We start from the raw sequence: 26160 nt of genomic DNA, 5'->3' as shown, positions 1-26160 counted from the left end.
CCCCTTGACGACCGTGACACCAACACTGTCACAATGCGAGGGACGACTCGACCGACGGGAACATCATGAGCGAAGCCTTCCTGTACGACGCGATCCGCACGCCGCGGGGCAAGGGCAAGCCGACCGGCGCCCTGCACGAGGTGAAACCGATCCAGCTGATCACCGGTCTGCTGGACGAGTACCGGACCCGCAACCCGCAGCTCGATCTCGCCGAGATCGACGACGTCGTGCTCGGCGTGGTGACGCCGATCGGCGACCAGGGCATGGACATCGCCCGGACCGCCGTCCTGATGGCCGGCTACCCGGACACGACCGGTGGCGTCCAGCTCAACCGCTTCTGCGCCTCCGGTCTGGAGGCGGTCAACCAGGCCGCGCAGCGGGTCCGCTCCGGCTGGGAGGACTTCATCCTGGCCGGCGGTGTCGAGTCGATGTCCCGGGTCAAGATGGGCTCGGACGGCGGCGCGTGGGCGATGGACCCGGAGACCGCGCTGGCCACCGGCTTCATCCCGCAGGGCATCAGCGCCGATCTGATCGCGACCATGGACGGCTTCTCCCGGACCGACGTCGACGCCTACGCCGCCGAGTCCCACGCACGGGCCGCCAAGGCCTGGGCCAACGGGTACTTCGCGCGTTCCGTCGTACCGGTGCTGGACCGCAACGGTCTGCAGATCCTGGACCACGACGAGCTCGTGCGCCCCGGTACGACGGTTGAAACGCTGGCCGGGTTGCCGGCGTCGTTCGCCGCGATCGGGGAGCACGGCGGGTTCGACGCGGTCGCCCTGGAGGAGTACGTGAAGGTCGAGCGGATCGAACACGTGCACCACGCCGGGAACTCGTCGGGCATCGTCGACGGCGCGGCGCTCGTGGCCGTGGGCAGCGCGAAGGCAGGTGAGGCTCTCGGCCAGGCGCCGCGTGGTCGCGTGGTGTCCGTCGGCGTGAGTGGCGCGGATCCGACGATCATGCTCACCGGTCCCGCACCTGCCGCGCGTAAGGCGCTGGCGAAGGCCGGGCTCGAGGCGTCCGACATCGACCTGTTCGAGATGAACGAGGCGTTCGCCGCGGCGGTCCTGCACTTCATGCGCGATCTCGACGTACCGCACGAGAAGGTGAACGTGAACGGCGGCGCGATCGCGCTCGGGCACCCGCTCGGCGCCACCGGCGCGATGCAGATCGGAACCCTGCTGGACGAGCTGGAGCGGCGCGAGCTCCGCTACGGTCTGGCCACCCTGTGCGTCGGCGGCGGTATGGGCGTCGCGACGATCATCGAGAGGCTTGCGGCATGATCGACTGGACCGAGGACGCGGGCATCGTCACCCTGACGATGAATGATCCCGATGCGTCGGCGAACACGATGAACGACGCGTACGTCGCCGCGATGGGCGCGACCGTCGAGCGGCTGCAGGGTGCGAAGGAGACGCTGAAGGGCGTCATCGTGACCAGCGCCAAGTCGACGTTCTTTGCCGGGGGCAATCTTCAGCAGCTGGTGCAGATCCAGCCGGAGCACGCCCAGCAGGTCTTCGACCAGATCGAAGAGGTCAAGCGCCAGCTGCGGGTGCTGGAGACCCTCGGTGTGCCGGTCGTTGCCGCGATCAACGGTACGGCGCTCGGCGGCGGGCTGGAGATCGCGCTCGCCACGCACCACCGGATCGTTGCCGATGACAACCGGATCGAGATCGGCGTACCGGAGGTGACGCTCGGTCTGCTGCCCGGTGGGGGCGGCGTGACGCGGACGGTCCGGATGCTCGGGCTGCAGGACGCGTTGATGAAGGTGCTGCTGCAGGGGCAGCGGATGAAGCCTGCCCATGCTGCGAGTGTTGGCATCGTCGACGAGGTGGTCCCCGCCGATCAGCTGCTCACCGCGGCACGTGCGTGGATCACGTCGTACGAGGGCGACGCCAAGCAGCCGTGGGACCGCGACGGATACAAGATCCCCGGTGGTACGCCGTCCTCGCCGAAGCTGGCCGCGTTCCTGCCGGCCTTCCCGGCGAACCTGCGCAAGCAGCTCAAGGGTGCGCCGTACCCGGCGCCGCGGGCGATCATGAGCGCCGCGATCGAGGGGGCGCAGGTCGACTTCGCGACCGCCTCCCGGATCGAGTCGCGGTACTTCGTCTCGCTGGCGACCGGACAGATCTCGAAGAACATGATCAAGGCGTTCTTCTTCGACCTGCAGGCGATCAACGCCGGGGCCTCCCGGCCGGACGGCGTACCGGCGTACAAGGCACGGAAGGTCGGCGTCCTCGGCGCGGGGATGATGGGCGCCGGGATCGCCTACGAGTGTGCGAAGGCCGGGATGGAGGTCGTGCTCAAGGACGTCTCGCCGGAGGCGGCCGAGAAGGGCAAGGCGTACTCGGAGAAGCTGCTCGCCAAGCAGGTGCAGAAGGGGCGGAAGACGCCGGAGCAGGTCGAGGAGTTCCTCAGCCGGATCACGCCGACCGCGGACCCGAACGACCTGGCCGGTGCCGACCTGGTGATCGAGGCGGTCTTCGAGAGCGAGGAGCTCAAGCAGAAGGTCTTCGCCGAGATCGCGGGCGTCATCGAGCCGGATGCGCTGCTCTGCTCGAACACCTCGACGCTGCCGATCACCTCGCTGGCCGACGGGATCGCCCGGCAGGGTGGGTTGGGGCGGGGCCGAAGGCAGAGCGCTGCCGACTTCGTCGGCATGCACTTCTTCTCCCCGGTCGACCGGATGCCTGCGGTCGAGCTGATCGTGGGGGAGAAGACGTCGGACCGGACCCTCGCGAAGGCGTACGACGTCGTACGGCAGATCAAGAAGACGCCGATCGTGGTCAACGACAGCCGCGGCTTCTTCACCTCGCGCGTCTTCGGCACGCTGGTGATGGAGGGCGCGGCGATGGTCGGTGAGGGGGTCGACCCGGTGATGATCGAGCGCGCCGCGTCGCTGGCCGGGTTCCCGGCACCGCCGCTGGCGATGATCGACGAGGTCACGCTGACGCTGCCGCAGAAGATCCGCGACGCGGCCCGCGCGGCCGGTGGCAGCGCTGGTGCCTTCGACGACCACGCCGGGATGGCGGTCACCGACCGGATGGTCAACGAGTTCGACCGGCGCGGCAAGGCGGCCGGTGCGGGCTTCTACGACTACCCGGCCGACGGACCGAAGCGGCTCTGGCCCGGACTGCGCGAGCATTTCACCGGTACGTCGGACGCCACCGTGGTCGACCTCCAGGACCGGTTCACGTTCATCATGTCGCTGGAGACCGTGCGCTGCCTCGACGAGGGCGTACTGCGGTCGGTCGCGGACGCGAACATCGGGTCGATCTTCGGCATCGGCTTCCCGCCGCTGCTCGGTGGAGCGCTCCAGGCGATCAACTCCTACGGCGTACCGGAGTTCGTTGAAAGAGCAACGGAATTGGCCGCGAAGTACGGGGCGCGGTTCGCCCCAACGGAGTCGTTGATCCGGATGGCCGAGGCTGGCAAAACGTTTAACTGATCACGGCTGGATACCGTACGCGCAACATTCCACACAATCGAACAAAGAACAGCGCGCCCGGTCTTGCGCCGGGCGCGCTTTTGGGTCAGTGTGCCTGTACTTCTTCAACGATTCACCCGACTAGGTTTCTCGGGTGGAGGCTGTTGTGATGTTCGTTTTAGTTGTACCGTGTGCGAAATCGGAGATGCTTAACGCTGTTAAGTAACTCGGAACTCCTGGCGCCCTAACCCCTGCGGCGCTGCTCTGAGGGAAGGTGGAAGTCATGCCTGCTCATGTTCCGAACGCCGGTCTGAACCGGCGGGATCTGCTCAAGCGGGCCGGCGGACTGGCCGCACTCGCCGCGTTCACCGCGGCCTGCGGAGGCAATACCGGCAGACCGTCCAGCGGTGGCGGTGGTGGTGGGGCGAAGGTCAACCTGTCGCAGTGGTACCACCAGTACGGCGAGGCCGGCACCAAGGAGGCCGCGCTCAAGTACGCCAAGGCCTACACCGACGCGAACGTCGCGGTCGAGTGGACGCCGGGCGACTACGGCAGCAAGCTCGCCTCCGGACTGCTCTCCAACAAGGGCCCGGACGTCTTCGAGAGCCAGCTGAACATCGGCATGGTGAAGAGCAACCAGGTGGTGCCGCTCGACGACATCCTGGCCGACGTCAAGGACGACTTCACCGAGGGCGACCTCGCGACCAACACCGTCGACGGCAAGGTCTACGGGATCCGGATGATCGTCGACCCGCAGGTCATCTACTACCGCAAGTCGCTGCTCGACAAGGCCGGCATCAAGCCGCCGGAGACGATCGACGACCTGATCGCCGCGGCCAAGGGACTCACCACCGACAAGGTGAAGGGCATCTTCGTCGGCAACGACGGCGGTCTGGCGCTCGGCGGTCCGGCGCTGTGGTCGTCCGGCGGCGCGTACCTGACCGACGACCACAAGCCCGGCTTCACCAACGACCGTGCGGCCCAGGCCTTCGGCAAGCTGCACGAGTTGTACGCGAGCAAGAGCGTGCTGCTCGGAGCGCCGACCGACTGGACCGACCCGGGCGCGCTGATCCAGGGCCTGGTCGCCATGCAGTGGATCGGGATGTGGGCCCTCCCGGCGATGCAGAAGGCGCTCGGCGACGACCTCGGCGTGATCGCGTTCCCGAAGCTCGACGCGCAGGGCAAGCAGGCCGTGTACTCCGGCGGCTGGACCCAGTTCGTCTCCGCCAAGAGCGCGAACGTGGACGCCGCGAAGAAGTTCGTGAAGTGGCTGTGGATCGACCAGGCCGAGTTCCAGGAGGACTGGTGCCTGAACTACGGCTTCCACATCCCGCCGCGCAAGAGCCTCGCGGCGAAGGCCGCCAAGCTGCAGGGCGGTGTCGCCGCCGAGACGGTCAAGCTCACCGGCGAGTTCGGGCACACCGACAACCCGGCCTGGACCCCGAAGATGAACACCGCCTTCACCGACATGCTCACCAACGTCATCCGGAAGGGAACCGACCCGGCGGGTGAGATCTCCAAGGCCGAGAAGACGGTGAACACCGAGCTGTCGCGGCTGTTCGGATGAGCCGCAGTACGACCGAGGTCCGGCGTACCGAACCCGCAGCAGCTGGGAAGCGGCGGGAGCGGGGCCGGCGGCAGAAGGGTATTGCCGGGACGACGCTGTCGTTCTGGTTGTTCGTCGGCCCGTTCGTGATCGGCCTGCTGATCTTCAGCTACCTGCCGATCATCTGGAGCCTGGTCCTCAGCTTCTTCGAGGCCTACAACACGGTCACGCCGTCGACGTTCGTCGGTCTGCAGAACTACATCGACATGCTGACCGACCACAACTTCCTGTCCAGCCTGGGCACGTTCACGATCTTCGCGGTCTTCATCGTGCCGCTGACGTTCGTGATGTCGCTGGCGCTGGCGCTGCTGGTCAACCAGGTGCGGATCGCCAAGGCGTTCTTCCGGTCGGTGTTCTTCCTGCCGACCGCCTGCTCGTACGTCGTGGCGTCGCTGATCTGGAAGCTGTCGATCTTCAACGGCGTCCGGTTCGGCCTGGCCAACACGGTGCTCAGCTGGTTCGGGGTCGACAACATCGCCTGGCTCTCGACGCTGGATCCGCCGTGGTATTGGATCCCGATCATCTCCGTGCGGCTGTGGCTGCAGCTCGGGTTCTACATGATCCTGTTCATCGCGGGTCTGCAGCGGATCAACCCGTCGCTGTACGAAGCGGCGTACGTGGACGGTGCGAAGCCCGGCTGGCAGGTGTTCCGCTACATCACGCTGCCGCAGTTGCGGGCGACGTCGGTGTCGGTGCTGCTGCTCAACCTGATCGCGGCCTACCAGGCGTTCGACGAGTTCTACAACCTGCTCGGCAGCACGCAGAACTTCGCCCGGCCGCCGCTGATGTACCTCTACAGCATCTCGCTCGGGTCGATCCAGGACCTCGGTCACGGCTCGGCCGGTGCGCTCCTGCTGGCCGTGATCATCATGATCGTCACGCTCCTGCAGACCCGGCTGTTCGGCTTCGGAAAGACTGGTGACTGATGGCCACCGCGGAACGTACGACGGGAACTCTCGAGCCGATCGGATTCCGGCGGAGCCCGATCGCGCTGGTCCTGCGCTGGATCGCCCTGGTGATCGCGGTGGTGCTGTTCCTGCTGCCGTTCTACCTGATCGTGCGCAACGCGCTGTCGACGGAAGCCGACATCACCGCGCCGGACTGGCAGCTGTTCCCCAAGGACATCCAGTGGGGCAACGTCGGCGAACTGTTCCACGACAACCAGGTGCCGATGGCGCGGGCGATGTACAACTCCGCCGTCGTCGGCATCCTCGGGACCGGCGGCCAGCTCCTGCTCGCCTCGATGGCCGGCTACGGCCTGGCCCGCATCCCGTACCGGCACGCCGACAAGATCTTCTACGCGATCGTCGCCACCCTGATGATCCCGGGCGCGGTCACCTTCATCCCCAGCTTCATCGTGGTCTCGTCGCTGGGCTGGGTCTCCACCCTGCGCGGCCTGATCATTCCGACGCTGTTCAGTGGATTCGCGGCGTTCCTGTTCCGGCAGTATTTTCTGAATTTTCCGAAAGAGCTCGAAGAAGCGGCCCGCGTGGACGGCGCCGGCTATTTCGGTGTCTTCTGGCGCATCGTCGTCCCGAACTCACTCCCGTTCTTCGCCGCGATCGCCGCGATCACCTTCATCGGCAACTGGAACTCGTTCCTGTGGCCGTTGGTGATCGGCCAGGACTCGTCGTCCTGGACCATCCAGGTCGCGATGTCCACCTTCGTGACGGCGCAGACCATCAACATCCATGAACTCTTCATGGCGGTCGCCGTCTCGATCCTGCCCTTGGTGCTGATCTTCGCCTTCCTGCAGCGCTACCTCATCCAGGGCGTCACCCAATCCGGCATCAAGGACTGAACTCCGGCGGGGAGTCCACCAGGCTCCCCGCCGGCCCGCCTGTGCACGTTGCCCCGCTCAGGTGAGGACCGCTCGTCGATAATTCGGCGACCGCCTCATGTCCTTGGCGACACAATGGCGGGATGGCGTTTCCTACGGCGGCGATGTTGGGGGATCCGGGGTTCCGGCCGGTGACGCGGGGCGGGATCGCTCAGGGGGTGCAGGAGCTCGGGGTCCGGGTGGGCGACGTGCTGATGGTGCATGTGCGGCTGTCGGCACTCGGGTGGGTGGTCGGCGGGATCGACAGCGTGCTGCTTGCTCTCCGGGATGTGGTCGGGGTGGAGGGGACGCTGCTGGCGTTCTGTGGTTGGGACGACAGCCCGTACCACGTGAAGCTCTGGCCGGAGACTTGGCAGCAGGCTTATGAGGAGATGCCGGCGTTCGATCCGGCGGTCTCGTCGGCGCGGCGGGACTTCGGGCGCTGGCCGGAGCGGTTGCGGACGTGGTCTGGGGCCTTACGCAGCTCACACCCGGAGGTGAGTTTCGCCGCGCTCGGACCTCGGGCGGGCGACCTGATCACGGAGGCGGAGGATCCGTGGGGACCGGACGGGTCGCTCGGTCGGCTGGTCGAGCTGGGTGGACGCGTGCTGCTACTCGGGGCGCCGTTGAAGACGCTCACGCTGTGCCACCACGCCGAGGCCATCGCCAACGTGGAGGGCAAACGGTTCCACGAGTACCGGATGCCCATCAGCACCGGTTGGCGTGACTACCGCACGCTCGACACCTTCTACGGCTCACTTCCGTACGACGCCCACGGCATCACGCACGGGATCGCCGTACTGGCTGATCAGGCGGTGCAAGCCGGAGCCGGTACCGAAGGCAAGGTCGGGCCGGCGACCAGTTGGTTGTTCGAGGCCCGCGCCACGGTGGACGCGGGCGTCGAATGGATCGAGGGGACGTTTACTCCGCGGTCTGGTACGTCGGGGTGAGGATGGCGCGGGCCAGCGTGTGGAAGGCGAGGTTGAAGCCGACGACCGCCGGAGTGGCGGTGTCGTCGACGTCCAGGGCTTCGACGTCGATGGCGTGGACGACGAAGTAGTAGCGGTGGTTCTGGTCACCGGCGGGGGGAGCGGCGCCGCCGAAGTTCTTGGTGCCGAAGTCGTTGCGGACGTGGAACGCGCCGTTCGGGAGGCGCTCCGTCGTACCGGCGCCGGTCTCCAGTTCGGTGACGTCGGCGGGGAGGTTGACCAGGACCCAGTGCCAGAAGCCGGAGACGATCGGGGCGTCCGGGTCGAAGCAGGTGACGACGAAGCCCTTGGTCTCGGCGGGGAAGCCGGACCAGCTGAGCTGCGGCGACGTGTTGCCCGCGGCAAACACGTGGGCGTCGGGGAGCTGTTCACCCTCGGTCACATCGGTGCTGGTGACGGTGAAGGAGGCCACCTCGGGGAGCAACTGGTACGGGTCCGGGGCAACAGGACGGTCGAGCGACATCTGTGATCCTCCGCGATCTCGCGACGTGTGGTGAATCCGACACTACTGTCCACCGGATCGCATGCCGTCCGAGGGGATCCACCCCGGGATGCGAAGATCGGTGCAGGAGTGGGTCCGAGCGACTGGAGGGCATTGCGGTGGAGGAGTACCTGGCGCGGATTGCGCCCGCGGACGAGGTGGCGATGCGGGCGGCTGCGGAGCGTCAAGCCCAGCTCACCAAGCCGCCGGGTGCGCTGGGCGTGCTGGAGGATCTGTCGATCCGGGTCGCCGGTATGACGGGAGTCTGCCCGCCCGCGGTCCCGACGCCGGCCGTGGTGACGGTGTTCGCGGCCGACCACGGCGTTCACGCGCAGGGAGTGTCGCCGTGGCCGCAGGAGGTGACCGCCGGCATGCTGGCGAACTTCGTCGCCGGTGGTGCCGCGGTGAACGCCTTCGCCGCCAACAACCGGGTCGACGTCCGGGTCGTCGACGTGGGCGTGGCCGGAGCGATCGACGAGCTGGATGTCGTCCACGCGAAGGTGCGGCCTGGTACCCGCGACCTGTCGGTCGAGGCCGCTCTGACGTACGACGAGGTGTGCGCCGCGATCACGGTCGGCTTCGATCTGGCTGACACGCTGGTGAAGGACGGCTACCGCTGCCTCCTGACCGGTGACATGGGGATCGCGAACACGACCGCCTCGGCGGCGCTGATCGCGACCTTCAGTGGTTCGACCGCCGAGGTGGTGACTGGCCGTGGTACCGGGATCGACGACGCGACGCTGGCCCACAAGACTGCGATCGTCGAGTCGGCGCTGGCGCTGCACGCCGTACCGGCTTCTGATCCGCTGGGCGCGCTGCAGGCGTTCGGTGGTCTCGAACACGCGGCGCTGGCCGGCTACATCCTGGGTGCTGCGGCCAACCATGTGCCGGTCATCCTCGACGGCGTGATCGCGGGTGCGGCCGCACTGGTCGCGCAGGCGCTGAAGCCTGCGGTGGTCGACTACTGCGTGGCCGGTCATCGTTCGGCCGAGCCGGGGCATGCGGTCGCACTGAAGACGCTGGGGCTGGTCCCGCTGGTTGATCTGGACCTGCGGTTGGGTGAGGGGACCGGTGCGGTCCTCGCGTACCCGATCCTGTCCTGTGCGGTCCGTGCGCTCGGCGAGATGGCGACCTTCGAGTCCGCCGGGATCGACTCGTGACCGACCAGTACCTGTCCGGCCTCGTCCTCACCGGCCGCCGCGTCGTCGTGGTCGGGGGTGGTGGCGTCGCTCAGCGGCGGCTGCCGCGACTGCTCGAATCCGGCGCGGAGATCGACCTGATCTCGCCGGTAATCACCCCGACGATCGAGGGCCTGCTCGTCAACTCGTCCCTGCGTTGGGTTGAGCGCGGCTATGCGGCCGGCGACCTCGAGAACGCCTGGTACGTCGTTGTTGCGACCGACGACCCGGCGGTGAACGACGAGGTCTCCCGCGAAGCCGAGGAACGCCGGATCTTCTGCGTCCGTTCCGACGATCGCTCCCGGGCGACCGCGTGGACACCGGCGTCTGGTCAGCACGACAACGTCACCATCGGCGTACTGGGTGGTGGTGACCACCGGCGTTCGGCAGCCGTTCGCGATGCGATTCTTGAGGGACTGCGGACTGGTGAGCTCGGTGCTCGGGACGCTGCCGGCAGGCGGCCGGGCGTGTACCTGGTGGGCGGGGGACCGGGCGATCCGGACCTGATCACTGTGCGCGGACGGCGGTTGCTGGCCGAGGCTGACGTGGTCGTCGCCGACCGGCTCGCGCCGCAACAGTTGCTGGATGAGCTGTCACCGGATGTGGAGCTGTTCGATGCGGCCAAGCTGCCGCGCGGCCGATCCGCTCAGCAGGAGGAGATCAACCGGATCCTGGTCGAGGGCGGCCGCGCCGGGAAGGTCGTCGTACGGCTCAAGGGTGGTGACCCTTATGTCTTCGGGCGGGGTTTCGAGGAGGCGCTGGCTTGTGCCGAGGCCGGTGTCCCGTGGACCGTCGTACCGGGGATCACCAGCTCGATCTCTGTGCCTGCGGTGGCCGGGATCCCCGTCACGCATCGCGGTGTCACCCATGAGTTCACGGTCGTGTCCGGCCACATCCCGCCTTCGCACCCGGACTCACTCGTCAACTGGGACGCGCTGGCGAAGCTCTCCGGCACGCTCGTCCTGCTGATGGCGGTCGAGAACCTGCCCGCCATCACCGAACGCCTGATCGCCGCCGGCCGTCCGGCCGACACCTCCGCCGCCGCCATCGCCGACGGCACCCTCCCCAGCCAGCACCGCGTCACCGCCACCCTCGCCACCATCGCCGAAGCCATGCGCGCCCAAGGCGTCGGCGCCCCCGCAATCGTTGTCATCGGCAACGTCGTCGAGGTGGGCGAGAGCGTCCGGTGAGCCGGTTGGTGGAGGTGAGCGAGGCGGGGGATCCGCGGTTGGCGGATTATGTGCAGTTGCGGGAGGTGAGCCTGCGGCGGTTGCTGGAGGAGGAGCACGGGCTGTTCATTGCCGAGGGCGACAAAGTCATCCGGCGGGCGGCCGATGGTGGGTTCGAGCCGCGGTCGTTCCTGCTGGCTCCACGGTGGCTGGACTCGCTCGAGGATGTGCTTGCCAAGTGGCCGGAGACGCCGGTCTATGTCGTGTCCGAGGAGCTGGCTGAGCAGGTCACCGGATTCCACGTGCACCGGGGCGCGCTGGCGTCGTACCGGCGTACTGCGGCTCGACCGCTGGCTGAGTTGCTCACGCCGGCGGTACGGCGGATTGCGATCTTCGACGACATTGTTGATCACACGAACGTCGGGGCCGGGTTCCGGGCGGCTGCGGCGATGGGCGTGGACCTGGTGCTGGTGACACCGACCTGCGCGGATCCGCTCTACCGGCGGTCGATCAAGGTGTCGATGGGGACGGTGTTCCAGGTGCCGTGGACCCGGCTGGAGGAGTGGCCGGGGGCGCTCGCCGTACTGCGGGAGCAAGGGTTCGTGTCGGCCGCGTTGGCGCTCACCGACGAGTCCATCACGCTGGACGAACTGGCGGCCCGCCACGACGAGAAGCTGGCGCTGATCTTCGGGACCGAGGGACACGGCTTGAAGCCGCATGTGCTTGAGCAGGCCGACCTGACGGTGAAGATCCCGATGGCTGGCGGCGTCGACTCCCTCAACGTCGCCAGCTCGGCGGCCGTCACGTTCTACGCGACGCGGTAGTCGTAGCCGACGGCCTCGATGTGCGCCGCGAGCGGCTCGAGGTCGGCGGTGAACTGCGCGAGCTCGTCGGCGGTCAGGCTGCTGTACGCCGGGGCTGCGGCGAGGTCGGTCTGCTCCTCGATCCGGTCCTTCAGTTCCCGACCGGCCACCGTGAACTCACCATCGGCATCGACCAGGCCGCGGTCGCGCAGACCGTCGACGACGGCCTCCAGCTCGGCGTCCGACAGCGGGTCCAGCCGACCGTAGGCGCGCGGCGTCATGCCGGTGTCCAGCGCGGCGAAGACGTGCGCCTCCTGGCCATTGATGCCAGCGGCAACCAATGCGGCGTTGTGACCGTCACCGCGGTGCTCGCGGAGCAGGGTCGCCGCGTGCCACAAACGCGCCAGCGGCTCAGTCGGTACGGCGATCGTCCGCAGACCGGCGTACAGGGGCCGACCCTCGCTCGGTGCGTTCAGCGCGAGCCGGAGGGCGAGGTCGGCGGCGCGGGCGATGGCCGGGCTGTCGGCGAGCGGGCCGAGGACGCGGCGGAGTCCCGCGACGCTCCCGGCCTCACGAGCAGCAAGGGCGGCTGAAGGGGTCGTGACGTCCCAGACGCCGGTGTAGAACTCCTCGGCCATGCCCGGAGCGAAGTTGTAGAAGATCGCGTCCACGACCGCGGCCGGCACCTGACCCAGCGGCGCGGCCCGGCCGGCGAAGTACAGCGGCCAGTACTGACCGTCGTCGAAGCCGATCCCCGCCATCGCCTCGTTCGGCTCGTCGCACATGTAGGTGACCAGGTGCAGCGGCTCGAGCAGCTTCTGGCCGAGGTAGCGGGCGAGGGTCGTGGTGGGGGCGGTGCTGGTCATGGTGACCTCCGGTGTTCGGTCGGGATCGGCCCGTTGCCGTTCCCTCACCCTGGCTACGAAGCTGGTTCGCTCACTTCGACAGGTGCCCCGGAAACTTCTCGAGATTCACCCTTGACCGCTCATCCGGAATGCGCAATCCTGCGAGGAAAGCGCATTCCCACAGGATCGAAGGGTGAGGCGGATGCAGGAGTACGAAGCACAGGTGTGGATCGACGGCTGGGCTGAACGGCCCGCGTCGGACTGGTCACCGGTCCTGGACAAGGCAGCCGGTACGGCGTTCGCCCGGTACGGCAGTGCCTCGGCCGAACAGGTGGACCGGGCCGTCCGCAGCGCCCGCCGGGCTCAGCCGGGCTGGGCCGAGGTGGACGCGAACACCAAGTGCGAGATCCTCCGGGCCTTCGCCCGTGAGCTGGAGAACCGGCGCGACGAACTGCTCACGCTGATCATCCGCGAGACCGGCGGTACCCGGGAGAAGGCCGAGGAGGAGCTCGGGCAGTCGGTCAACCAGTTGCTGAACTCGGCGACCCAGCTGACCGAGAACGCCGGCGCGATCCTGCCGCCGTACAAGAACGGCAAGATCTCGCTCTCTCGCACGGTCCCACTCGGTGTGATCGGCCTGATCGTGCCGTGGAACTACCCGATGAGCCTCGCGATGCGCGCGCTCGCGCCCGGGCTCGCCTACGGGAACGCCGTCGTACTGAAGCCGGCCGAGCTGACGCCGATCGCGGGCGGTCAGGTGCTGGCCGAAGCCGCAAAGGAGGCCGGGGTGCCGGCGGGCGTCTTCAACGTGGTCCCGGGAGACGGTCCGGAAACCGGGAGAACGCTCTCTGAGCATCCCGATCTGGATCTCATCCACTTCACCGGCTCGTTCGAGGTCGGCCAGCAGATCTCCGCGTACGCCGGGAAGAACTTCCGGGCCGCGGCCACCGAGCTCGGCGGCGACAACGCGTTCGTCGTACTGGATGACGCGGATCTCGACCAGGCAGCGAGCTGCGCGCTGTGGACCTCGCTCTGGTACCAGGGCCAGACCTGCATCACCGCGGGCCGGCACATCGTGCTGCGCTCGGTCGCCGACGAGTTCACGGCGGCAGTGGTCGACCGGGTCGCCAAACTGCGGGTCGGCGATCCGCTCCGGGACGACGTCGACCTCGGCCCGATCATCACCGAGACCCAGCTGAAGCGCTTTCACGAGGGTCTCGTCGAACCGTCACTCGCGGCCGGCGCCAAGCTGGCGACCGGCGGCACGTACGACGGGCTGTTCTACCAGCCGGCGGTGTTGACGGGCGTGACGCCGGACATGCCGGTGTTCACCGAGGAGATCTTCGGCCCGGTGATGCCGATCACCGTGGTCGATTCCGAGGCGGAGGCGCTCGACCTGGTGAACCGCCACCGCACACTCATGAACTCCGTCTTCACCAAGGACACCATGCGCGGGCTTGCCTTCGCGCAGCAGGTGAAGAGCAACGAGGTCCACGTCAACGACGGCTACGCCCGCCACGGTGGCGAAGGCCAGCTGGCCGGTTACACCCACCGGCAATGGATCGGCATCCAGACCACCCCGACCGAGTACCCGGCTTGGGCATCGAAGTGAGGACCACCATGCACGTACGTATCGGCGCCGGCATCGTCATCGCCGCGCTGGCCCTGAGCGCCTGTTCGGGCAACGACACCAAGTCCACCAGCAGCCCATCGACTTCCGGCACCGAGAAGGTCGAGCTGACCTACGTCAACTGGGACGGCGGGATGGACAAGGTCGTCGACGAGTGGAACAAGCTGAACCCGAACATCCAGGTGAAGCTGAGCAAGCCGTCCGGGACCGGGTACACGCTCTACAACAAGCTGATCACCAACAACAAGGCGGGCACCAACCCGGACATCACCGAGGTCGAGTACCAGGCGCTGCCCGCGTTGATCGCGAACCAGGTCGTGGTCCCGATCGACGACTACGTGAAGGGGCTGGACACCAAGTACGACAAGGCGTCGCTGTCCCAGGTGCAGTTCGAGGGCAAGACGTACGGCGTCCCGCAGAACGTCTGCCCGATGGTGTTCTTCTACCGCAAGGACATCTTCGACAAGCTCGGCCTGAAGGCGCCCGCGACCTGGGCCGAGTACGCGACCACGGCGGCCGCGATCAAGAAGGCGGATCCGAAGAAGTCCATCGGCAACTTCACCGCCGCCGACCCGGGCTGGTTCGCCGGGCTGGCACAGCAGGCCGGGGCCAACTGGTGGAAGGCCGACGGCGACACCTGGACCGTGAAGATCAACGACGACGCGAGCAAGAAGGTCGCGAACTTCTGGGACGACCTGATCACCAAGGGTCTGGTCAGCCCGCAGCCGAACTGGTCGGCGCAATGGAACACCGACATGAACAACGGCACGCTCATCGGCTGGGTCGGCGCCCAGTGGGGACCGAACCAGCTGCCGTCGATCGCCAAGGACACCGCAGGCAAGTGGGCCGCCGCACCGCTGCCGGCCTGGACCGCCGGTGACACCACCGTCGGCATCTGGGGCGGCGAGACCGAGGCCGTGACCGCAAACTCGAAGCACCCGGCCGAGGCGGCCAAGTTCGTCGAGTGGATGAACTCGTCGCAGGCCGGCATGGCGTCGCTGATCAAGAACGTGCAGGCGTTCCCCGCGTCGCCGGCCGGCCAGGGCCTGCCCGAGCTGAAGTCGCCGCCGCCGTTCATGTCCAACCAGCCGGACTACAACACCCTGATGGCGACCGCGGCCAAAGGCGTGCGCACATTCGACATCTGGGGCCCGAACGCGAACGTGACGTTCGACTCGTACTCGAACGCCTTCGGTGGCGCGCTGCAGAAGAAGACACCGCTCTCCGCTGCTCTCGACACCATGCAGGACGCCACGGTCGCCGACATGAAGAAGCTCGGCTTCCAGGTCGCCGGCTGATGAACGCCAAGCCCGCCGCCAGTGGGGGACGAGGGCGGGGCGGCCTGCTGCCGGTCATGCTGGTTGCCCCGGCGGTCCTGCTGCTTGTGGTGTTCACGGTCGGCCCGGCGCTCTACGCCGTGTTCCTGAGCTTTCGGCGGTTGAAGGTCGGGAGGGGCCTGCTCGGTGGCGGGAAACCCACCGAGGTCTGGACCGGGTTGTCGAACTACACGGCGGCGCTCTCCGACCATGAGTTCTGGGCCAGTCTGGGACGGATGCTGCTGATCGGGGCGTTCGGCGTACCGATGACTGTCATCCTGGCGACCGTCTTCGCGCTCTGCCTGGATGCGAAGCGCGCTCGGCTGACCGGGTTCGCGCGGCTGGCGATCTTCCTGCCGTACGCCGTTCCCGGTGTCGTCGCGAGCCTGTTGTGGGGTTTCCTGTATCTCCCCGCGACCAGCCCGATCGGCGGCGGGACGCTGGACTACTTCGGCAATCGTGGCATCTTCTTCAGCGTCGCGAACGTGGCGGTCTGGGGTGTCGTCGGGTTCAACATGGTCATCCTCTACACGACCGTGCGCAGTCTGCCGCGCGAGCTGTTCGAGGCGGCCGAGCTCGACGGTGCGACCGAGTTCCAGATCGCGGTCCGGGTGAAGTTGCCGCTGATGGCTCCGGCCGTGGCGATGGTCGCGCTGTTCTCGCTGATCGGCGCACTCCAGCTCTTCAACGAGCCAACCACCTTGAAACCGCTGGCGAACGCGATCTCGTCGACCTGGGTGCCACTGATGCGCGCCTACACGGATGCCTTCGTGGACAACAGCATCTACGAGGGCGCGGCGACGTCGTTCCTGCTGATCCTGATGACGGTCGCGGCCACCGTGGTCGTCTCCGCGATCGGCCGACGGATCGGAAGGACCCGATGACGAGACAACGGACGCGATGGGTCCCGACACTGATCCTGCTGATCGGTGCTCTGTACTGCGTTTTGCCCGTGCTGTGGATCGTGATCGCCTCGACGAAGACGAACGACGAGTTGTTCTCGACCGCGCCGTTCGTCCCCGTCTTCAACGGTGGCTTCTGGTCGAACCTGGATGCGTTGTTCAGCTACAACCACGGCATCTTCGGCCGTTGGGTGCTGAACTCGGTCATCTACGCGGTCGGCGGGGGATTGTTGTCCACGGCAATCGCCGGGGCGGCCGGGTATGCCTTGGGCAAGTACCGGTTCACCGGCAGCGTCGTACTGTTCCGGGCGATCGTGGCCGCGGTGCTGCTGCCGCAGATCCTGCTCGCGGTTCCGCAGTTCCTGCTGCTGGCCAAGATCGGGATGACCAACAACTACGCCGCGGTCCTGCTGCCGCAGCTGGTCAGCCCGTTCGCGATCTACCTGTGCAAGATCTACGCCGAGGCCTCGGTCCCGGACGAGATCATGGAAGCAGCCCGGATCGACGGCGGCAGCGAGTGGCGGATCTTCCGGCTGGTCGGTGCGCCGCTCATGCTGCCCGCCCTGGTGACGGTGTTCCTGCTGCAGTTCATCGGGATCTGGAACAACTTCCTGCTCCCGTTCGTGATGATCAACGACGACCATCTGTACCCGCTCACGCTCGGGCTCTACGGCCTGATGATCATCACCGGCGGCCAGGCCGCGCAGTACTCGATCGTCATCGCCGGCGTCCTGGTGTCGATCGTGCCGCTGGCGATCCTGTTTCTCAGCCTGCAGCGGCACTGGAAGCTCGACCTGATCAGCGGCGGCGTGAAGCTGTGATCGCCGGCGTGCTCGCGCGCAGGACCGGGTACGCCGGGACAGTCCGCCGTACCAGGTCGGTGTCGGTGGTGGTGGCGCGGTAGACGGCCTCCTGCGCGACGGCGTTCAGAGCGACATGCACTGTGGTCAGCTTCGGTACGACGTCGCGCAGGGTGCTGATGTCGTCGAAGCCGGCCACGCCGACGTCCTCCGGGACGCGGAGGCCGCGCTCGCGCAGTCCGGCGAGAGCTCCGAGGGCCATGTCGTCGGTGACCGCGAAGACCAGGTCGAGCTCGCGGGCCTCGGCGTCGGTGAGGCTGAGCACGTATTCTCGGGCGCCGACCCAGCTGAATCCTGGCTGGTGGACGCGGGTGGTGCCGGTTTCGTTGAACCCGGCAACGAAACCTTCGACCCGCTGCCGCATCGAGAGCAGCGGAACCGCGCTGCCGAGCACGAGGCAGTTGCGGTAGCCGAGGGCGCCGAGCTCGCGCGCCAGTTGGCGGGACCCGTCGTGGTTGTCGAAGTCGACGGTCTCGAAGGGGAGGTCGGACCTGCTGATCAGGACGACCCGGCCGCCGGTCTCCTCGTACCGCTGCAGCTCGTCGATCAACGCGTGCTCCGACGGCGGGTCGACGTACCCGGTGCCGGCCAGGATGATCGCGCGCGGTTGCTGACCGCGCAGCTCGCGGATCAGGTCGAGCTCGCGCTCGGCCTGGCGCTCGGTGACCGCGATCGAGACGTGCAGCCCGATCGTCTCGGCCTGTTTCATGATCTCGGCGGCCATCGCGGAGAAGTACGGGTCGGAGATCAGGCTGATCACCAGCGCGATCGTGCGCGAAGTGCCCCGGGCCATTGCCTGCGCGGGCAGATTCGGCGTGTACCCGAGCTCCCGGGCAGCGCTCAGGACCCGCTCGCGATAACTTGGAGCGACCCGCCGTGAGCTGCCGTTCAGCACCCGGGACGCGGTCGGCTGCGAGACCCCGGCCGCACGTGCGACGTCGTCCAGCGTGACCGGACGCCGTGGCGCCCCTGGACCGTTCGACTGCGCCCCCGGACCGTTCATCGTTGCAGTTTATCGACAGGGGGAGACGATGCGTACGACCGAACGCCTGATCCTACGGCCGTTTCAGGACAGCGACCTGGACGCCTGGGCCGACCTCAACAGCGATCCGGACGTGATGCGGTACCTCGGGGGACCACTGACGCGTGCCGAGTCCGACCGCGAGGCGGCCGGCATCAACCAGCAATGGGAGGCCGACCGGTTCGGCTTCCTGGCGATCGAGCGGGCCAGCGACGGCGCCTTCCTCGGCGCCGGCGGCCTGTCCCGCGAAGCCTGGTACCCCGACACCCTCGAGGTCGGCTGGCGCCTGCACCGTTCCTACTGGGGCCACGGCTACGCGACCGAGGCGGCCGCCCACTGGCTCGCCTACGGCTTCACCGAACTGGGCCTACCGCGCATCAACTCGGTCACCGACACCCCGAACGAGCGCAGCATCGCCGTCATGCGCCGCCTAGGCATGACCTTCGACCACACCACCGACCTGACCTTCGACGGCGAAACCTTCAACGCCACCGTTTATTCGATAACCGCCGAGGCCTTCCACATGATCTGATGCCGCCATGCCCAAGGTCGTGCTGGTCACCGGACTCCAAGCGTCGGGAAAGTCCACCGTCGCGCCGCTCCTGGCGTCCCACCTCGGCCCACCGGCCGCGACGCTCGACGGCGACATCTTCTACCACGGCGTGGTCGCCGGCGCCGAGATCATGACCCCGAACCCGTCGGCCGAGGCCGTCCGGCAACTGGAACTCCGGTACGCCGCGACCGCGCTGGTGGCGCAGCACTACGCCGACAACGGCTTCGACTTCGTCGCCAGCGACATCGTCCTGGGCGACCACGTCGAACGCTGGTTCGCCAACCTGCGAGCCGTCGACACCTACCTCGTCGTCCTCACCCCGTCCGTCGAGTCGATCGTCGACCGCGAGCTGGGCCGCGGCGGTAACAACTCCTATCGCGATTGGCAAGACGACGGCGGTTCGCTGACCGACGCCGTACGGGCTCTGCAGACAGGCCTGGACGACATCCCGCACCGAGGCCTCTGGCTCGACACCACCGACCAGACCCCAGCGCAAACCGTGGCCGCGATCCTCGCCGACCTGGAGAAGGCTCGCTGGTAGGGGTCAGGTGGCGGGGACTTCTTCGTCTTCGTGCTCGACCATGGGGGTGATGGGCCAGTCGTCGGGGTAGTCCTCGGCGAGCTCTTCGGCTTCGGCGAAGAGGCGCTTGCGGTATTTGCGGGAGAGGCGGTCGCCGAAGACGGTGCCTTGGGTGTGGTCGGTCTCGTGCTGGAGGCAGCGGGCGAGCAGGCCGTTGCCTTCGTAGGAGACGGGGTTGCCGTGCTCGTCGACGCCGGTGACCTTGGCGAAGTCGGGGCGGGCGCACTTGGTGAAGGCGCCGGGCAGGGACAGGCAGCCCTCGTCACCCTCGTCGAGGCGGCGGTCCTTGCCCTCGGGGAGCTCGATGACCGGGTTGCAGACGACGCCTTCGACCCGGTTGCCGTCCTTGTCGGGGCAGTCGAAGATGAACAGCTGCAGGTCGACCCCGACCTGGTTGGCGGCCAGACCGACACCCTCGGCCGCGTCCATCGTCGAGAACATGTCGGCCACCAGCGTCTGCAGCTCGGGACCGAAGTCGGTCACCGGCTGGTTGAGGTGGTGCATCACCTCGGTGCCCCAGCGGGTGATCGGGCGGACGGAACCACGCTCGTACTTCGAAACCATGCGGGAAATCCTATCCGGCCTACGACGGCCGGGCCGACCGGGTGACGGGAGACGCCCGCCACCCGGCCGGAGACCGCTACTTGGCGTTGACCTCGTCGCGCCACGCGACCCAGTCGCGGAGCAGACCGGTGTCGTAGTCCGGGCCGGAGGCCGAGACGGTGAACAACCGGGTGCCGACGTCGAGCAGGCCCTTGCCGACCTCCTCCGGCGACTTGTCGCCGACCGCGGTCGAGCGCTCGATCTCGCCCGGGTCGCGGCCGATCGTCTTGCAGTGCTCGTCCAGGACGGCGTGCTTGTGCGCGATCGTCTCCGCGTCACCGAAGCCGTGCCAGATGTTGGCGTGCTGGGCGACCAGCTTGAGCGTCTTCTTCTCGCCGCCGCCACCGATCAGCACCGGGATGTCGCGGGTCGGCTTCGGGTTCAGCTTGGCCCAGCGGGCCTCGATCCGCGGCAGCGCCTCACCGAGCGCGTTCAGCCGGCCGCCCGCCGTACCGAACTCGTAGCCGTACTCGTCGTAGTCACGCTCGAACCAGCCCGAGCCGATGCCGAGGATGAGCCGGCCGTCGCTGATGTGGTCGACGGTGCGGGCCATGTCGGCCAGCAGGTCGGCGTTGCGGTAGGAGTTGCAGGTGACCAGGGCGCCGATCTCGACCCGTTCGGTCGCTTCGGCCCACGCGGCCAGCATGGTCCAGCACTCGAAGTGCAGGCCGTCCGGCTCCCCGGACAGCGGGTAGAAATGATCCCAGTTGAAGGCGATGTCGACGCCGATCTCCTCGGCCTTCGCGACGGTACGGCGGATGTCGGCGTACTCGGCGTGCTGGGGCTGAATCTGGAAACCGATCCGGACGGGGAAGGCGCCGTACGGCCGGTCGGTGGACTCGGAATCTGTCATGGTGGACATCCTATCCGCCGTTTCGGAGGACCCTCCGGATCGGGTCGGGGGGACGGACACGAAAGGGGTACGGATGCCGGACGAGATCGACGAGTTCGCCAGGCTGTTCACGGGATTCCTGGAGCGGATGCAGAGCCACCGCCCGGCCGGGATCAACCGGACCGGGCTGCGGGACAAACTGATCGAGCACCTCGGTGCCGAACCCGAGCAGGTGCCGGTGGTGTCGTCGACGTTCGCGCCGTACGACCTGCCGAACGTGCAGCGCGCGATCGAGGCCTGGTTCGACTCCTTCGAGCTCGTCGGCCTGGCCGGCTCCGGCCGCGGCCACCACTCCCTCAGCGAGGTCCTCGAGATGGCCGTCTACGACCGCTTCGGGATCGGCGCCGTCGACTACGTTCGGGTGCCGATCGACCTCGACGAGGACATGGACTGCGTCGCCTTCGGCTTCTACCTCGGCGTCCAGGGCAACGACCGGTACGCCGCTCTGTTGCGCGCACCGAACCAGCAGTACGGCCGATCGACGGTCGATCTCGAGGTGCTGACGGTCGACAAGGACGCGGGGGACCGGTTCCTGAAGGCGCTGCCCGAGCTGATCCGCAAGCACAACGTCTTCCGCGGCAAGGTGGTCTCGTTCGAGGGCAGCGAGTTCGGTCAGGGCATCGGCCCGTTCCGGCTGCACCCGCGTGCGGAGATCACCCGCGACGACGTCGTGATGCCCGAGGGCGTCCTGGAGCGGGTCGAGCGGGAAGTCATCGGCATCGCCGAACACCGTCAGCAGATGCTCGACGCCGGCCAGCACCTACGCCGTGGCGTGCTCCTCTACGGCCCACCCGGCACCGGCAAAACCCACACCGTGCGGTACCTGCTCTCGCGGCTGCCCGACTTCACCGTCGTACTGCTGGCAGGCACGAGCATCCATTTCATCTCGCAGGCATGTTCGCTGGCCCGGATGCTGCAGCCGGCGCTCGTCGTACTGGAGGACTGCGATCTGGTCGCCGAGGCCCGCGACTACTCCCATGGCGGCGAGAACCCGCTCCTGTTCCAGGTCCTCAACGAGATGGACGGCCTGGCCCAGGACGCCGACGTCGCCTTCCTCCTCACCACCAACCGCGCCGACCTGCTGGAGCCCGCGCTGTCCCAGCGCCCCGGCCGCGTCGACATGGCCGTCGAGGTCCCGCTCCCGGACGCCGACGGCCGCGCCCGCCTCCTCCGCCTCTACGGCCCGGCCCTCGACCTCCCCGCCGACGTCGTCGACGAACTGGTCGCCCGCACCGAAGGCACCACCGCCTCCTTCATGAAGGAGCTGGTACGCCGAACGGTCCTGCTCGCCGCCCAAGCCGGCACCCCACCCGGCCCCGACCACATCCGCACCGCAGCCGACGAACTCCTCTCCTCCCGAGACGCCCTCACCCGCCGCCTCCTCGGCGCCACCACCGACACCCCGCCCACGTCCCACGCCCCCGAGCCCGGCCTCGCCCCACCCGGCGCAGTCGGCGCCTATACCTCCAGCCTGCACCTCTCGTTCGACGACTGAGCGGACGCCCACCACTCATCAACCTCACGGCTGCCGGTTGAGGCACGCTCACCGACGCGGGAGGCAGGCGGCTCCGGGGGACTTAGTGAGTGGTGGCGGTCCGGCCTCTTGAGGGCCAATGTCCAGGTCTCGCCAAAATGGTCGCGAAGTGTTAGAAGGTGAACACACTTCGTGAGGAAGGTGGGCGCGATGGCGGTTCAGGCCACTGATGCGGGAGTTCGGCACGAGCTGGAGCTGGCGCTGCGGAACGGACCTTTCCCGGCGGCGCTGCACCTCGCGATCGAGGTTCGCGGGCTCACGCTGGAGGAGATCCGGGACTGGCTGGGGGAGCGCGGTGCGCACCTGAGCATCGCGACCCTGAGCTACTGGCGGCGTGGGCGCAGCCGGCCGGAGCGGTCCGCTTCCTTGGTCGCGGTCCGGCTGCTCGAAGAGCTGTTGGAGCTTCCGCCCAACGCGCTGATGTCGTTGCTCGGACCGCGGCGGTTGCGGGGTCGGTGGATCGGCCATGTGCCGGGCAGCGTCGCGCCGGATCTGCTGTTCGCCGATCCGCGGCCCGAGGAGTTGTTGCGGACTGTCGGCGTCGCGCGCCAAGGGCGGCTGCGGCGGGTGAGTGTGCAGGTGACGGTCGAGATGGGCGCGGACCGGATGGTCGAGCGAATCCGGGTCCGCGAGCTCGTCCGGGCTGCCGCGCACCGGGTGTCTCGGCTGGCCGTGCTCTACTTCGCCGAGGAGCGGCCGGATCAGCCGCCGGAGCTGGCCGCGGTGACGAACGCCCGGATCGGCCAGGTCGAGACCGATCGCTCGGTCGGGCTGGTCGCGGCCGAACTGATCCTGGACCGGGTGCTCGACGTCGGGGATCCGGCCCTGCTCGAATACGAGTGGCGGTTCGCACCGGGGACACTGATGGTCAACTACGAGCACCGCTTCGTGGAGCCTGTCCGCGAGTACGTCCTCCAGACCCGGTTCGCGCCAGGCGTCGTACCGGCGCACTGTCACCGCTACGACCGCCGTACCGTCGCCGCGCCGGAAGGCAACCACGCCGAGCTGTGGATCGGTGGCGCGGACTCGGCGCTGCTCGCGGAGACCGACGTACCGTCCGGCATCGTCGGCATGCGCTGGGCCTGGTCTCAACAGAATTGAGAACGGGTGTGAAAGGCCTGTCTTAACAGACGTATTCGGGCCCGCGGGCCGCTGCCTACCTTCAGTGCGTTCCCCAATGCACAGGAGGAAGCATGAGCAGAGCACTACGGCGCGCGGCCGCCTCGGTCGTCGCGATCACCGCCGTGATCGCGACCGCCCCCGCCGCGTCGGCTCAGGACCCGTCCCCGCCGCGGGCGGTCGTCAACCACGCCAAGAACCCGGTCCCCGGTTCGTACCTGGTCACCCTCGCGCCCCAGCGCAGCGTGGCCGCGGTCGCCGGTACGGCGGCCGCCCTGGCCGACCGGTACGGCGGCGACGTGAAAAGCGTGCTGACGGCAACCATGCAGGGCTATGTCGTGAAGAACCTCTCGGCCGGCCAGGCCAAGAAGCTCGCGAACGACCCGGCGGTCGCCGAGGTCCGGCAGAGCGGCCAGGCCTCGATCGGCGGCACCCAGAACAACCCGCCGAACTGGGGCCTGGACCGGATCGACCAGCGGGACCGCCCGCTCGACAGCAAATACACCTACCCGAACGAAGGCTCCGGCGTCACGGCGTACATCGTCGACACCGGCATCCGCTACACCCACCAGGAGTTCGAGGGCCGGGCCAAGTTCGGCGCCGACTTCTTCGCGACACCGAACGACGGCAACGACTGCAACAACCACGGCACCCATGTCTCCGGCATCCTGGCCGGCAAGACGCGCGGCGTGGCCAAGAAGGCGAACCTGGTCTCGGTCCGCATCCTCGGCTGCGACGGCAAGGGCGAGGACGTCGACCTGATCAGCGCGGCCGAGTGGGTGACCAAGAACGCGGTCAAGCCCGCGGTCGTCAACCTGAGCGTCTACACCGACGACAAGGACATCGCCGTCAGCGCGATCAAGGCCTCGATCGACTCGGGTGTGCAGTGGTCGCTGATCACCGGCAACAACGGCGGCAACGCCTGCAACTACGGTCCCGGCGGGCAGATCCCGAGTGCGCTCCAGGTGGCGAACGCGACCAGCAGCGACACCCGGGCCGGCGACTCGAACGCGGGGAGCTGCATGGATCTGTTCGCTCCGGGCTCCGGGATCGACTCGTCGTTCCGCGGCAGCGATTCGTCGTACGGGCAACTCAGCGGTACGTCGATGGCCGCGCCGCACGTGGCCGGAGCGATGGCACTCCGCCTGTCCGAGGCGCCGAGCAGCACGCCGGCCCAGCTGCACCAGTGGATCATGGACAACGCCAGCACCGGCAAGATGTCGGGTCTGTCCTCGGACACCCCGAACAAGCTGCTCTACATCCCGAACGGCGGTACGACGCCTCCGCCGTCCGGCTGCGACAAGAGCGTGCACCCCAACGTCATCGGTGGCACACCGACGACCGTCTGCAAGTACCCGTTCATCATCTCCCAGCACCGGACCGGGGGAGCGCGGCCGACCGAGCAGTCCTGTACAGGAACCGTGGTCGCGAAGCGGATCGTGCTGATCGCGGCACACTGCAAGTACGCCGAGGGAGACAAGTACTTGATCTACGGACGCGATGACCTCAGCGACACCTCCAAGGGGACCCGGATCGAGATCCAGGAGTACCGGACCCACCCCAACTACAACGCCAACGACGGCTGGCGGACCGGCTGGGACGTCGCGGTGATCATCACCAAGACCGACATCCCGACCCCGTCCGGCATGGCCTACCCGGCGATCGCCAACTCCTCGGACTCGCTGCCGCTCGGCACCCGCGGTACGGCGATCGGCTACGGCAAGACCGACGCCAACGACAGCCAGCGCAACACCAAGCTGTACGAAGCGGTCCTGCCGACCGTCGACAAGCAGAACTGCGCAGCCATCAACCAGCAGTTCGACGACCGCTACATGATGTGCAGCGGCTACGGCAACGGCAGCATCGGCCTGTGTCAGGGCGACAGTGGCGGTCCGTACTACTACCAGGGCAAGGTGTACGGCGTGTTCTCGTGGCTCCGGACCGACTGCGCGTCGTACAACGCGCATGGCAAGCTCTGGGGCGTCATGGGTGACTGGGCTAACCAGCAGCTCGGTGGTGACACCCCGCCGCCCACCGGCTCGGACCCGACCGCGAGCTTCACGGTGAACTGCGCGAGCACGTTGAAGTGTGCGCTCGACGGTTCGGCCTCGACCGATCCGGACGGCTCGATCGCGTCGTACGCCTGGAACTTCGGCGACGGTACGACGGGAACCGGCGTGAAGCCGTCGCACACCTACCCGAGCAAGAACGGCACCTACACCGTCAAGCTCACCGTCACCGACAACACCGGCAAGACCGCCAGCTCGGAGAAGCAACTCCAATGCTGGTCCTTCGGCAGCGGCCAAGGCTTCTGCTTCTAACACGGGAGCGGGCCCCGATCTCCTCGGAGAGATCGGGGCCCGCTGTATGTCCGCTGTCAGCACATGGTCGGCGCCATCACCTCCTGCGGACTGTTCCAGGTGGCGCACTGGTAGCCGGAGTGCCCGTACCAGTCGTGCCCGAACTCATGCGCCGCGAGCAGCGCACCGTCCCGGACCCCGCCCATGTACAGCGCGATTCGTTGCCCTTGGCCCCAGTTGCACCCGACGATCCGGGACCCGCCGCCGCAGTCGTTGATGAACCCGTTGCGGCACTCGACCGGCGTACCGCTACTGCTCTCGGTCATCCCGGCCCACGCCCTGGCACCCGACCGGATGGTCGACGCATACGGCCGACAAGACGCCTGCAGGTAGAAGCTACGCCCGCTGGGCACCGACCAACCACCCGGCGGCGGCGCCAGCACCTTCGCCCCCGCCCGCTTCATGAAAGACGCCACCGACGTCCCGTCTCCCACGGCCGACGTCCCGTCTCCGACCGCCGACGTGCCGTGTCG

General features: G+C 67.9%; 24 protein-coding genes. 18 read left to right on the top strand and 6 right to left on the bottom strand.

Features of this window, described 5'->3' with window-relative positions; genetic code table 11:
- Positions 1–65: 65 nt before the first annotated feature.
- The 6 genes from ACIA49_RS24105 to aac(3) all read left to right on the top strand — a co-directional run bounded on the left by ACIA49_RS24105 (position 66) and on the right by aac(3) (position 7802).
- Positions 66–1283 (top strand): acetyl-CoA C-acetyltransferase, encoded by a 1218-nt coding sequence (locus ACIA49_RS24105; protein ID WP_396379560.1) that lies wholly within the window; start codon positions 66–68, stop codon positions 1281–1283.
- Positions 1280–3448 carry a 3-hydroxyacyl-CoA dehydrogenase NAD-binding domain-containing protein gene (locus ACIA49_RS24100; protein WP_396379559.1) on the top strand — a complete coding sequence of 723 codons (2169 nt, stop codon included), beginning with the start codon at positions 1280–1282 and terminating at the stop codon, positions 3446–3448. Before ACIA49_RS24105 ends, ACIA49_RS24100 begins: the two co-directional genes overlap by 4 nt.
- Positions 3449–3710: 262 nt before the next feature.
- Complete coding sequence (locus ACIA49_RS24095) at positions 3711–4994, top strand: ABC transporter substrate-binding protein (protein WP_396379558.1); 1284 nt, start codon at positions 3711–3713, stop codon at positions 4992–4994.
- Positions 4991–5959: a carbohydrate ABC transporter permease gene (locus tag ACIA49_RS24090; protein WP_396379557.1), complete on the top strand. Its 969-nt coding sequence runs from the start codon at positions 4991–4993 to the stop codon at positions 5957–5959. The genes ACIA49_RS24095 and ACIA49_RS24090 overlap by 4 nt, the downstream gene beginning before the upstream one ends.
- A complete protein-coding gene (locus ACIA49_RS24085; protein WP_396379556.1) occupies positions 5959–6834 on the top strand; it encodes a carbohydrate ABC transporter permease in 876 nt (291 codons plus the stop codon). The genes ACIA49_RS24090 and ACIA49_RS24085 overlap by 1 nt, the downstream gene beginning before the upstream one ends.
- Positions 6835–6977: 143 nt before the next feature.
- A complete protein-coding gene (gene aac(3), locus ACIA49_RS24080; protein WP_396379593.1) occupies positions 6978–7802 on the top strand; it encodes an aminoglycoside 3-N-acetyltransferase in 825 nt (274 codons plus the stop codon).
- On the opposite strand, the gene ACIA49_RS24075 is transcribed toward aac(3), so the two are convergent.
- A complete protein-coding gene (locus ACIA49_RS24075) occupies positions 7774–8304 on the bottom strand; it encodes a YbhB/YbcL family Raf kinase inhibitor-like protein (RefSeq protein WP_396379555.1) in 531 nt (176 codons plus the stop codon). The two genes, aac(3) and ACIA49_RS24075, sit on opposite strands and share 29 nt — an antisense overlap.
- Positions 8305–8441: 137 nt before the next feature.
- Between ACIA49_RS24075 and cobT the strand changes: the two genes are divergently transcribed.
- The 3 genes from cobT to ACIA49_RS24060 are packed head-to-tail and all read left to right on the top strand — an operon-like array spanning position 8442 to position 11493.
- Positions 8442–9482, top strand: a complete 1041-nt coding sequence (gene cobT, locus ACIA49_RS24070) for a nicotinate-nucleotide--dimethylbenzimidazole phosphoribosyltransferase (protein ID WP_396379554.1) — start codon at positions 8442–8444, stop codon at positions 9480–9482.
- Positions 9479–10690, top strand: a complete 1212-nt coding sequence (gene cobA, locus ACIA49_RS24065) for a uroporphyrinogen-III C-methyltransferase (protein ID WP_396379553.1) — start codon at positions 9479–9481, stop codon at positions 10688–10690. Before cobT ends, cobA begins: the two co-directional genes overlap by 4 nt.
- The gene (locus tag ACIA49_RS24060) at positions 10687–11493 is read left to right on the top strand and encodes a TrmH family RNA methyltransferase (RefSeq protein WP_391541597.1); all 807 of its coding nucleotides are present in this window, start codon (positions 10687–10689) and stop codon (positions 11491–11493) included. Before cobA ends, ACIA49_RS24060 begins: the two co-directional genes overlap by 4 nt.
- Here the strand turns inward: ACIA49_RS24060 and ACIA49_RS24055 are convergent.
- Positions 11478–12338 carry a MarR family transcriptional regulator gene (locus ACIA49_RS24055; protein WP_396379552.1) on the bottom strand — a complete coding sequence of 287 codons (861 nt, stop codon included), beginning with the start codon at positions 12336–12338 and terminating at the stop codon, positions 11478–11480. The two genes, ACIA49_RS24060 and ACIA49_RS24055, sit on opposite strands and share 16 nt — an antisense overlap.
- Before the next feature lie 181 nt (positions 12339–12519).
- Here ACIA49_RS24055 and ACIA49_RS24050 point away from each other — a divergent pair, with 181 nt between their 5' ends.
- Genes ACIA49_RS24050 through ACIA49_RS24035 form a run of 4 tightly spaced genes read left to right on the top strand, consistent with a single transcriptional unit; the run spans position 12520 to position 16986 of the window.
- Positions 12520–13929 (top strand): aldehyde dehydrogenase family protein, encoded by a 1410-nt coding sequence (locus ACIA49_RS24050; protein ID WP_396379551.1) that lies wholly within the window; start codon positions 12520–12522, stop codon positions 13927–13929.
- Positions 13930–13937: 8 nt separating this feature from the next.
- Positions 13938–15245, top strand: a complete 1308-nt coding sequence (locus ACIA49_RS24045; protein WP_396379550.1) for an extracellular solute-binding protein — start codon at positions 13938–13940, stop codon at positions 15243–15245.
- Positions 15245–16147, top strand: coding sequence for a carbohydrate ABC transporter permease (locus tag ACIA49_RS24040; RefSeq protein ID WP_396379549.1), 903 nt, complete (start codon positions 15245–15247; stop codon positions 16145–16147). Before ACIA49_RS24045 ends, ACIA49_RS24040 begins: the two co-directional genes overlap by 1 nt.
- Positions 16144–16986, top strand: coding sequence for a carbohydrate ABC transporter permease (locus ACIA49_RS24035; RefSeq protein ID WP_396379548.1), 843 nt, complete (start codon positions 16144–16146; stop codon positions 16984–16986). The genes ACIA49_RS24040 and ACIA49_RS24035 overlap by 4 nt, the downstream gene beginning before the upstream one ends.
- Here the strand turns inward: ACIA49_RS24035 and ACIA49_RS24030 are convergent.
- Positions 16964–18028, bottom strand: a complete 1065-nt coding sequence (locus ACIA49_RS24030) for a LacI family DNA-binding transcriptional regulator (RefSeq protein ID WP_396379547.1) — start codon at positions 18026–18028, stop codon at positions 16964–16966. The two genes, ACIA49_RS24035 and ACIA49_RS24030, sit on opposite strands and share 23 nt — an antisense overlap.
- Before the next feature lie 28 nt (positions 18029–18056).
- Here ACIA49_RS24030 and ACIA49_RS24025 point away from each other — a divergent pair, with 28 nt between their 5' ends.
- Positions 18057–18578, top strand: a complete 522-nt coding sequence (locus ACIA49_RS24025) for a GNAT family N-acetyltransferase (RefSeq protein WP_396379546.1) — start codon at positions 18057–18059, stop codon at positions 18576–18578.
- A 7-nt stretch (positions 18579–18585) separates the two neighbouring features.
- Complete coding sequence (locus tag ACIA49_RS24020; protein WP_396379545.1) at positions 18586–19140, top strand: adenylyl-sulfate kinase; 555 nt, start codon at positions 18586–18588, stop codon at positions 19138–19140.
- A 3-nt stretch (positions 19141–19143) separates the two neighbouring features.
- Here the strand turns inward: ACIA49_RS24020 and def are convergent, their stop codons facing one another.
- On the bottom strand, positions 19144–19743 hold the full coding sequence (gene def, locus ACIA49_RS24015) for a peptide deformylase (RefSeq protein ID WP_396379544.1): 600 nt from the start codon (positions 19741–19743) through the stop codon (positions 19144–19146).
- A 76-nt stretch (positions 19744–19819) separates the two neighbouring features.
- On the bottom strand, positions 19820–20635 hold the full coding sequence (locus ACIA49_RS24010) for an LLM class F420-dependent oxidoreductase (protein ID WP_396379543.1): 816 nt from the start codon (positions 20633–20635) through the stop codon (positions 19820–19822).
- Positions 20636–20708: 73 nt separating this feature from the next.
- On the opposite strand from ACIA49_RS24010, the gene ACIA49_RS24005 reads away from it, so the two are divergent.
- From ACIA49_RS24005 to ACIA49_RS23995, 3 genes are all read left to right on the top strand, one after another.
- Positions 20709–22169, top strand: a complete 1461-nt coding sequence (locus tag ACIA49_RS24005; protein ID WP_396379542.1) for an AAA family ATPase — start codon at positions 20709–20711, stop codon at positions 22167–22169.
- Positions 22170–22358: 189 nt separating this feature from the next.
- Positions 22359–23309 (top strand): XRE family transcriptional regulator, encoded by a 951-nt coding sequence (locus ACIA49_RS24000; RefSeq protein ID WP_396379541.1) that lies wholly within the window; start codon positions 22359–22361, stop codon positions 23307–23309.
- Positions 23310–23401: 92 nt separating this feature from the next.
- A complete protein-coding gene (locus tag ACIA49_RS23995; RefSeq protein ID WP_396379540.1) occupies positions 23402–25648 on the top strand; it encodes a S8 family serine peptidase in 2247 nt (748 codons plus the stop codon).
- 56 nt (positions 25649–25704) lie between these two features.
- Here ACIA49_RS23995 and ACIA49_RS23990 read toward each other — a convergent pair.
- The coding region (locus ACIA49_RS23990; protein WP_396379539.1) for a hypothetical protein at positions 25705–26160 on the bottom strand (456 nt) is incomplete at its 5' end.

This window comes from Kribbella sp. NPDC051587, assembly GCF_044453945.1.
Classification (GTDB): Bacteria; Actinomycetota; Actinomycetes; order Propionibacteriales; family Kribbellaceae; genus Kribbella.
The sequence above is the reverse complement of the archived record's forward strand: the minus strand, read 5'-3'. Positions and strand labels throughout refer to the sequence as shown.

What these genes read in the sequence shown, in the direction of transcription:
- ACIA49_RS24105 (WP_396379560.1), top strand. Translation starts at nt 66, where the DNA reads ATGAGCGAAGCCTTCCTGTACGACGCGATCCGCACGCCGCGGGGCAAG.
- ACIA49_RS24100 (WP_396379559.1), top strand. Translation starts at nt 1,280, where the DNA reads ATGATCGACTGGACCGAGGACGCGGGCATCGTCACCCTGACGATGAAT.
- ACIA49_RS24095 (WP_396379558.1), top strand. Translation starts at nt 3,711, where the DNA reads ATGCCTGCTCATGTTCCGAACGCCGGTCTGAACCGGCGGGATCTGCTC.
- ACIA49_RS24090 (WP_396379557.1), top strand. Translation starts at nt 4,991, where the DNA reads ATGAGCCGCAGTACGACCGAGGTCCGGCGTACCGAACCCGCAGCAGCT.
- ACIA49_RS24085 (WP_396379556.1), top strand. Translation starts at nt 5,959, where the DNA reads ATGGCCACCGCGGAACGTACGACGGGAACTCTCGAGCCGATCGGATTC.
- ACIA49_RS24075 (WP_396379555.1), bottom strand. Translation starts at nt 8,304, where the DNA reads ATGTCGCTCGACCGTCCTGTTGCCCCGGACCCGTACCAGTTGCTCCCC.
- ACIA49_RS24055 (WP_396379552.1), bottom strand. Translation starts at nt 12,338, where the DNA reads ATGACCAGCACCGCCCCCACCACGACCCTCGCCCGCTACCTCGGCCAG.
- ACIA49_RS24050 (WP_396379551.1), top strand. Translation starts at nt 12,520, where the DNA reads ATGCAGGAGTACGAAGCACAGGTGTGGATCGACGGCTGGGCTGAACGG.
- ACIA49_RS24045 (WP_396379550.1), top strand. Translation starts at nt 13,938, where the DNA reads ATGCACGTACGTATCGGCGCCGGCATCGTCATCGCCGCGCTGGCCCTG.
- ACIA49_RS24040 (WP_396379549.1), top strand. Translation starts at nt 15,245, where the DNA reads ATGAACGCCAAGCCCGCCGCCAGTGGGGGACGAGGGCGGGGCGGCCTG.
- ACIA49_RS24035 (WP_396379548.1), top strand. Translation starts at nt 16,144, where the DNA reads ATGACGAGACAACGGACGCGATGGGTCCCGACACTGATCCTGCTGATC.
- ACIA49_RS24030 (WP_396379547.1), bottom strand. Translation starts at nt 18,028, where the DNA reads ATGAACGGTCCGGGGGCGCAGTCGAACGGTCCAGGGGCGCCACGGCGT.
- ACIA49_RS24025 (WP_396379546.1), top strand. Translation starts at nt 18,057, where the DNA reads ATGCGTACGACCGAACGCCTGATCCTACGGCCGTTTCAGGACAGCGAC.
- ACIA49_RS24020 (WP_396379545.1), top strand. Translation starts at nt 18,586, where the DNA reads ATGCCCAAGGTCGTGCTGGTCACCGGACTCCAAGCGTCGGGAAAGTCC.
- def (WP_396379544.1), bottom strand. Translation starts at nt 19,743, where the DNA reads ATGGTTTCGAAGTACGAGCGTGGTTCCGTCCGCCCGATCACCCGCTGG.
- ACIA49_RS24010 (WP_396379543.1), bottom strand. Translation starts at nt 20,635, where the DNA reads ATGACAGATTCCGAGTCCACCGACCGGCCGTACGGCGCCTTCCCCGTC.
- ACIA49_RS24005 (WP_396379542.1), top strand. Translation starts at nt 20,709, where the DNA reads ATGCCGGACGAGATCGACGAGTTCGCCAGGCTGTTCACGGGATTCCTG.
- ACIA49_RS24000 (WP_396379541.1), top strand. Translation starts at nt 22,359, where the DNA reads ATGGCGGTTCAGGCCACTGATGCGGGAGTTCGGCACGAGCTGGAGCTG.
- ACIA49_RS23995 (WP_396379540.1), top strand. Translation starts at nt 23,402, where the DNA reads ATGAGCAGAGCACTACGGCGCGCGGCCGCCTCGGTCGTCGCGATCACC.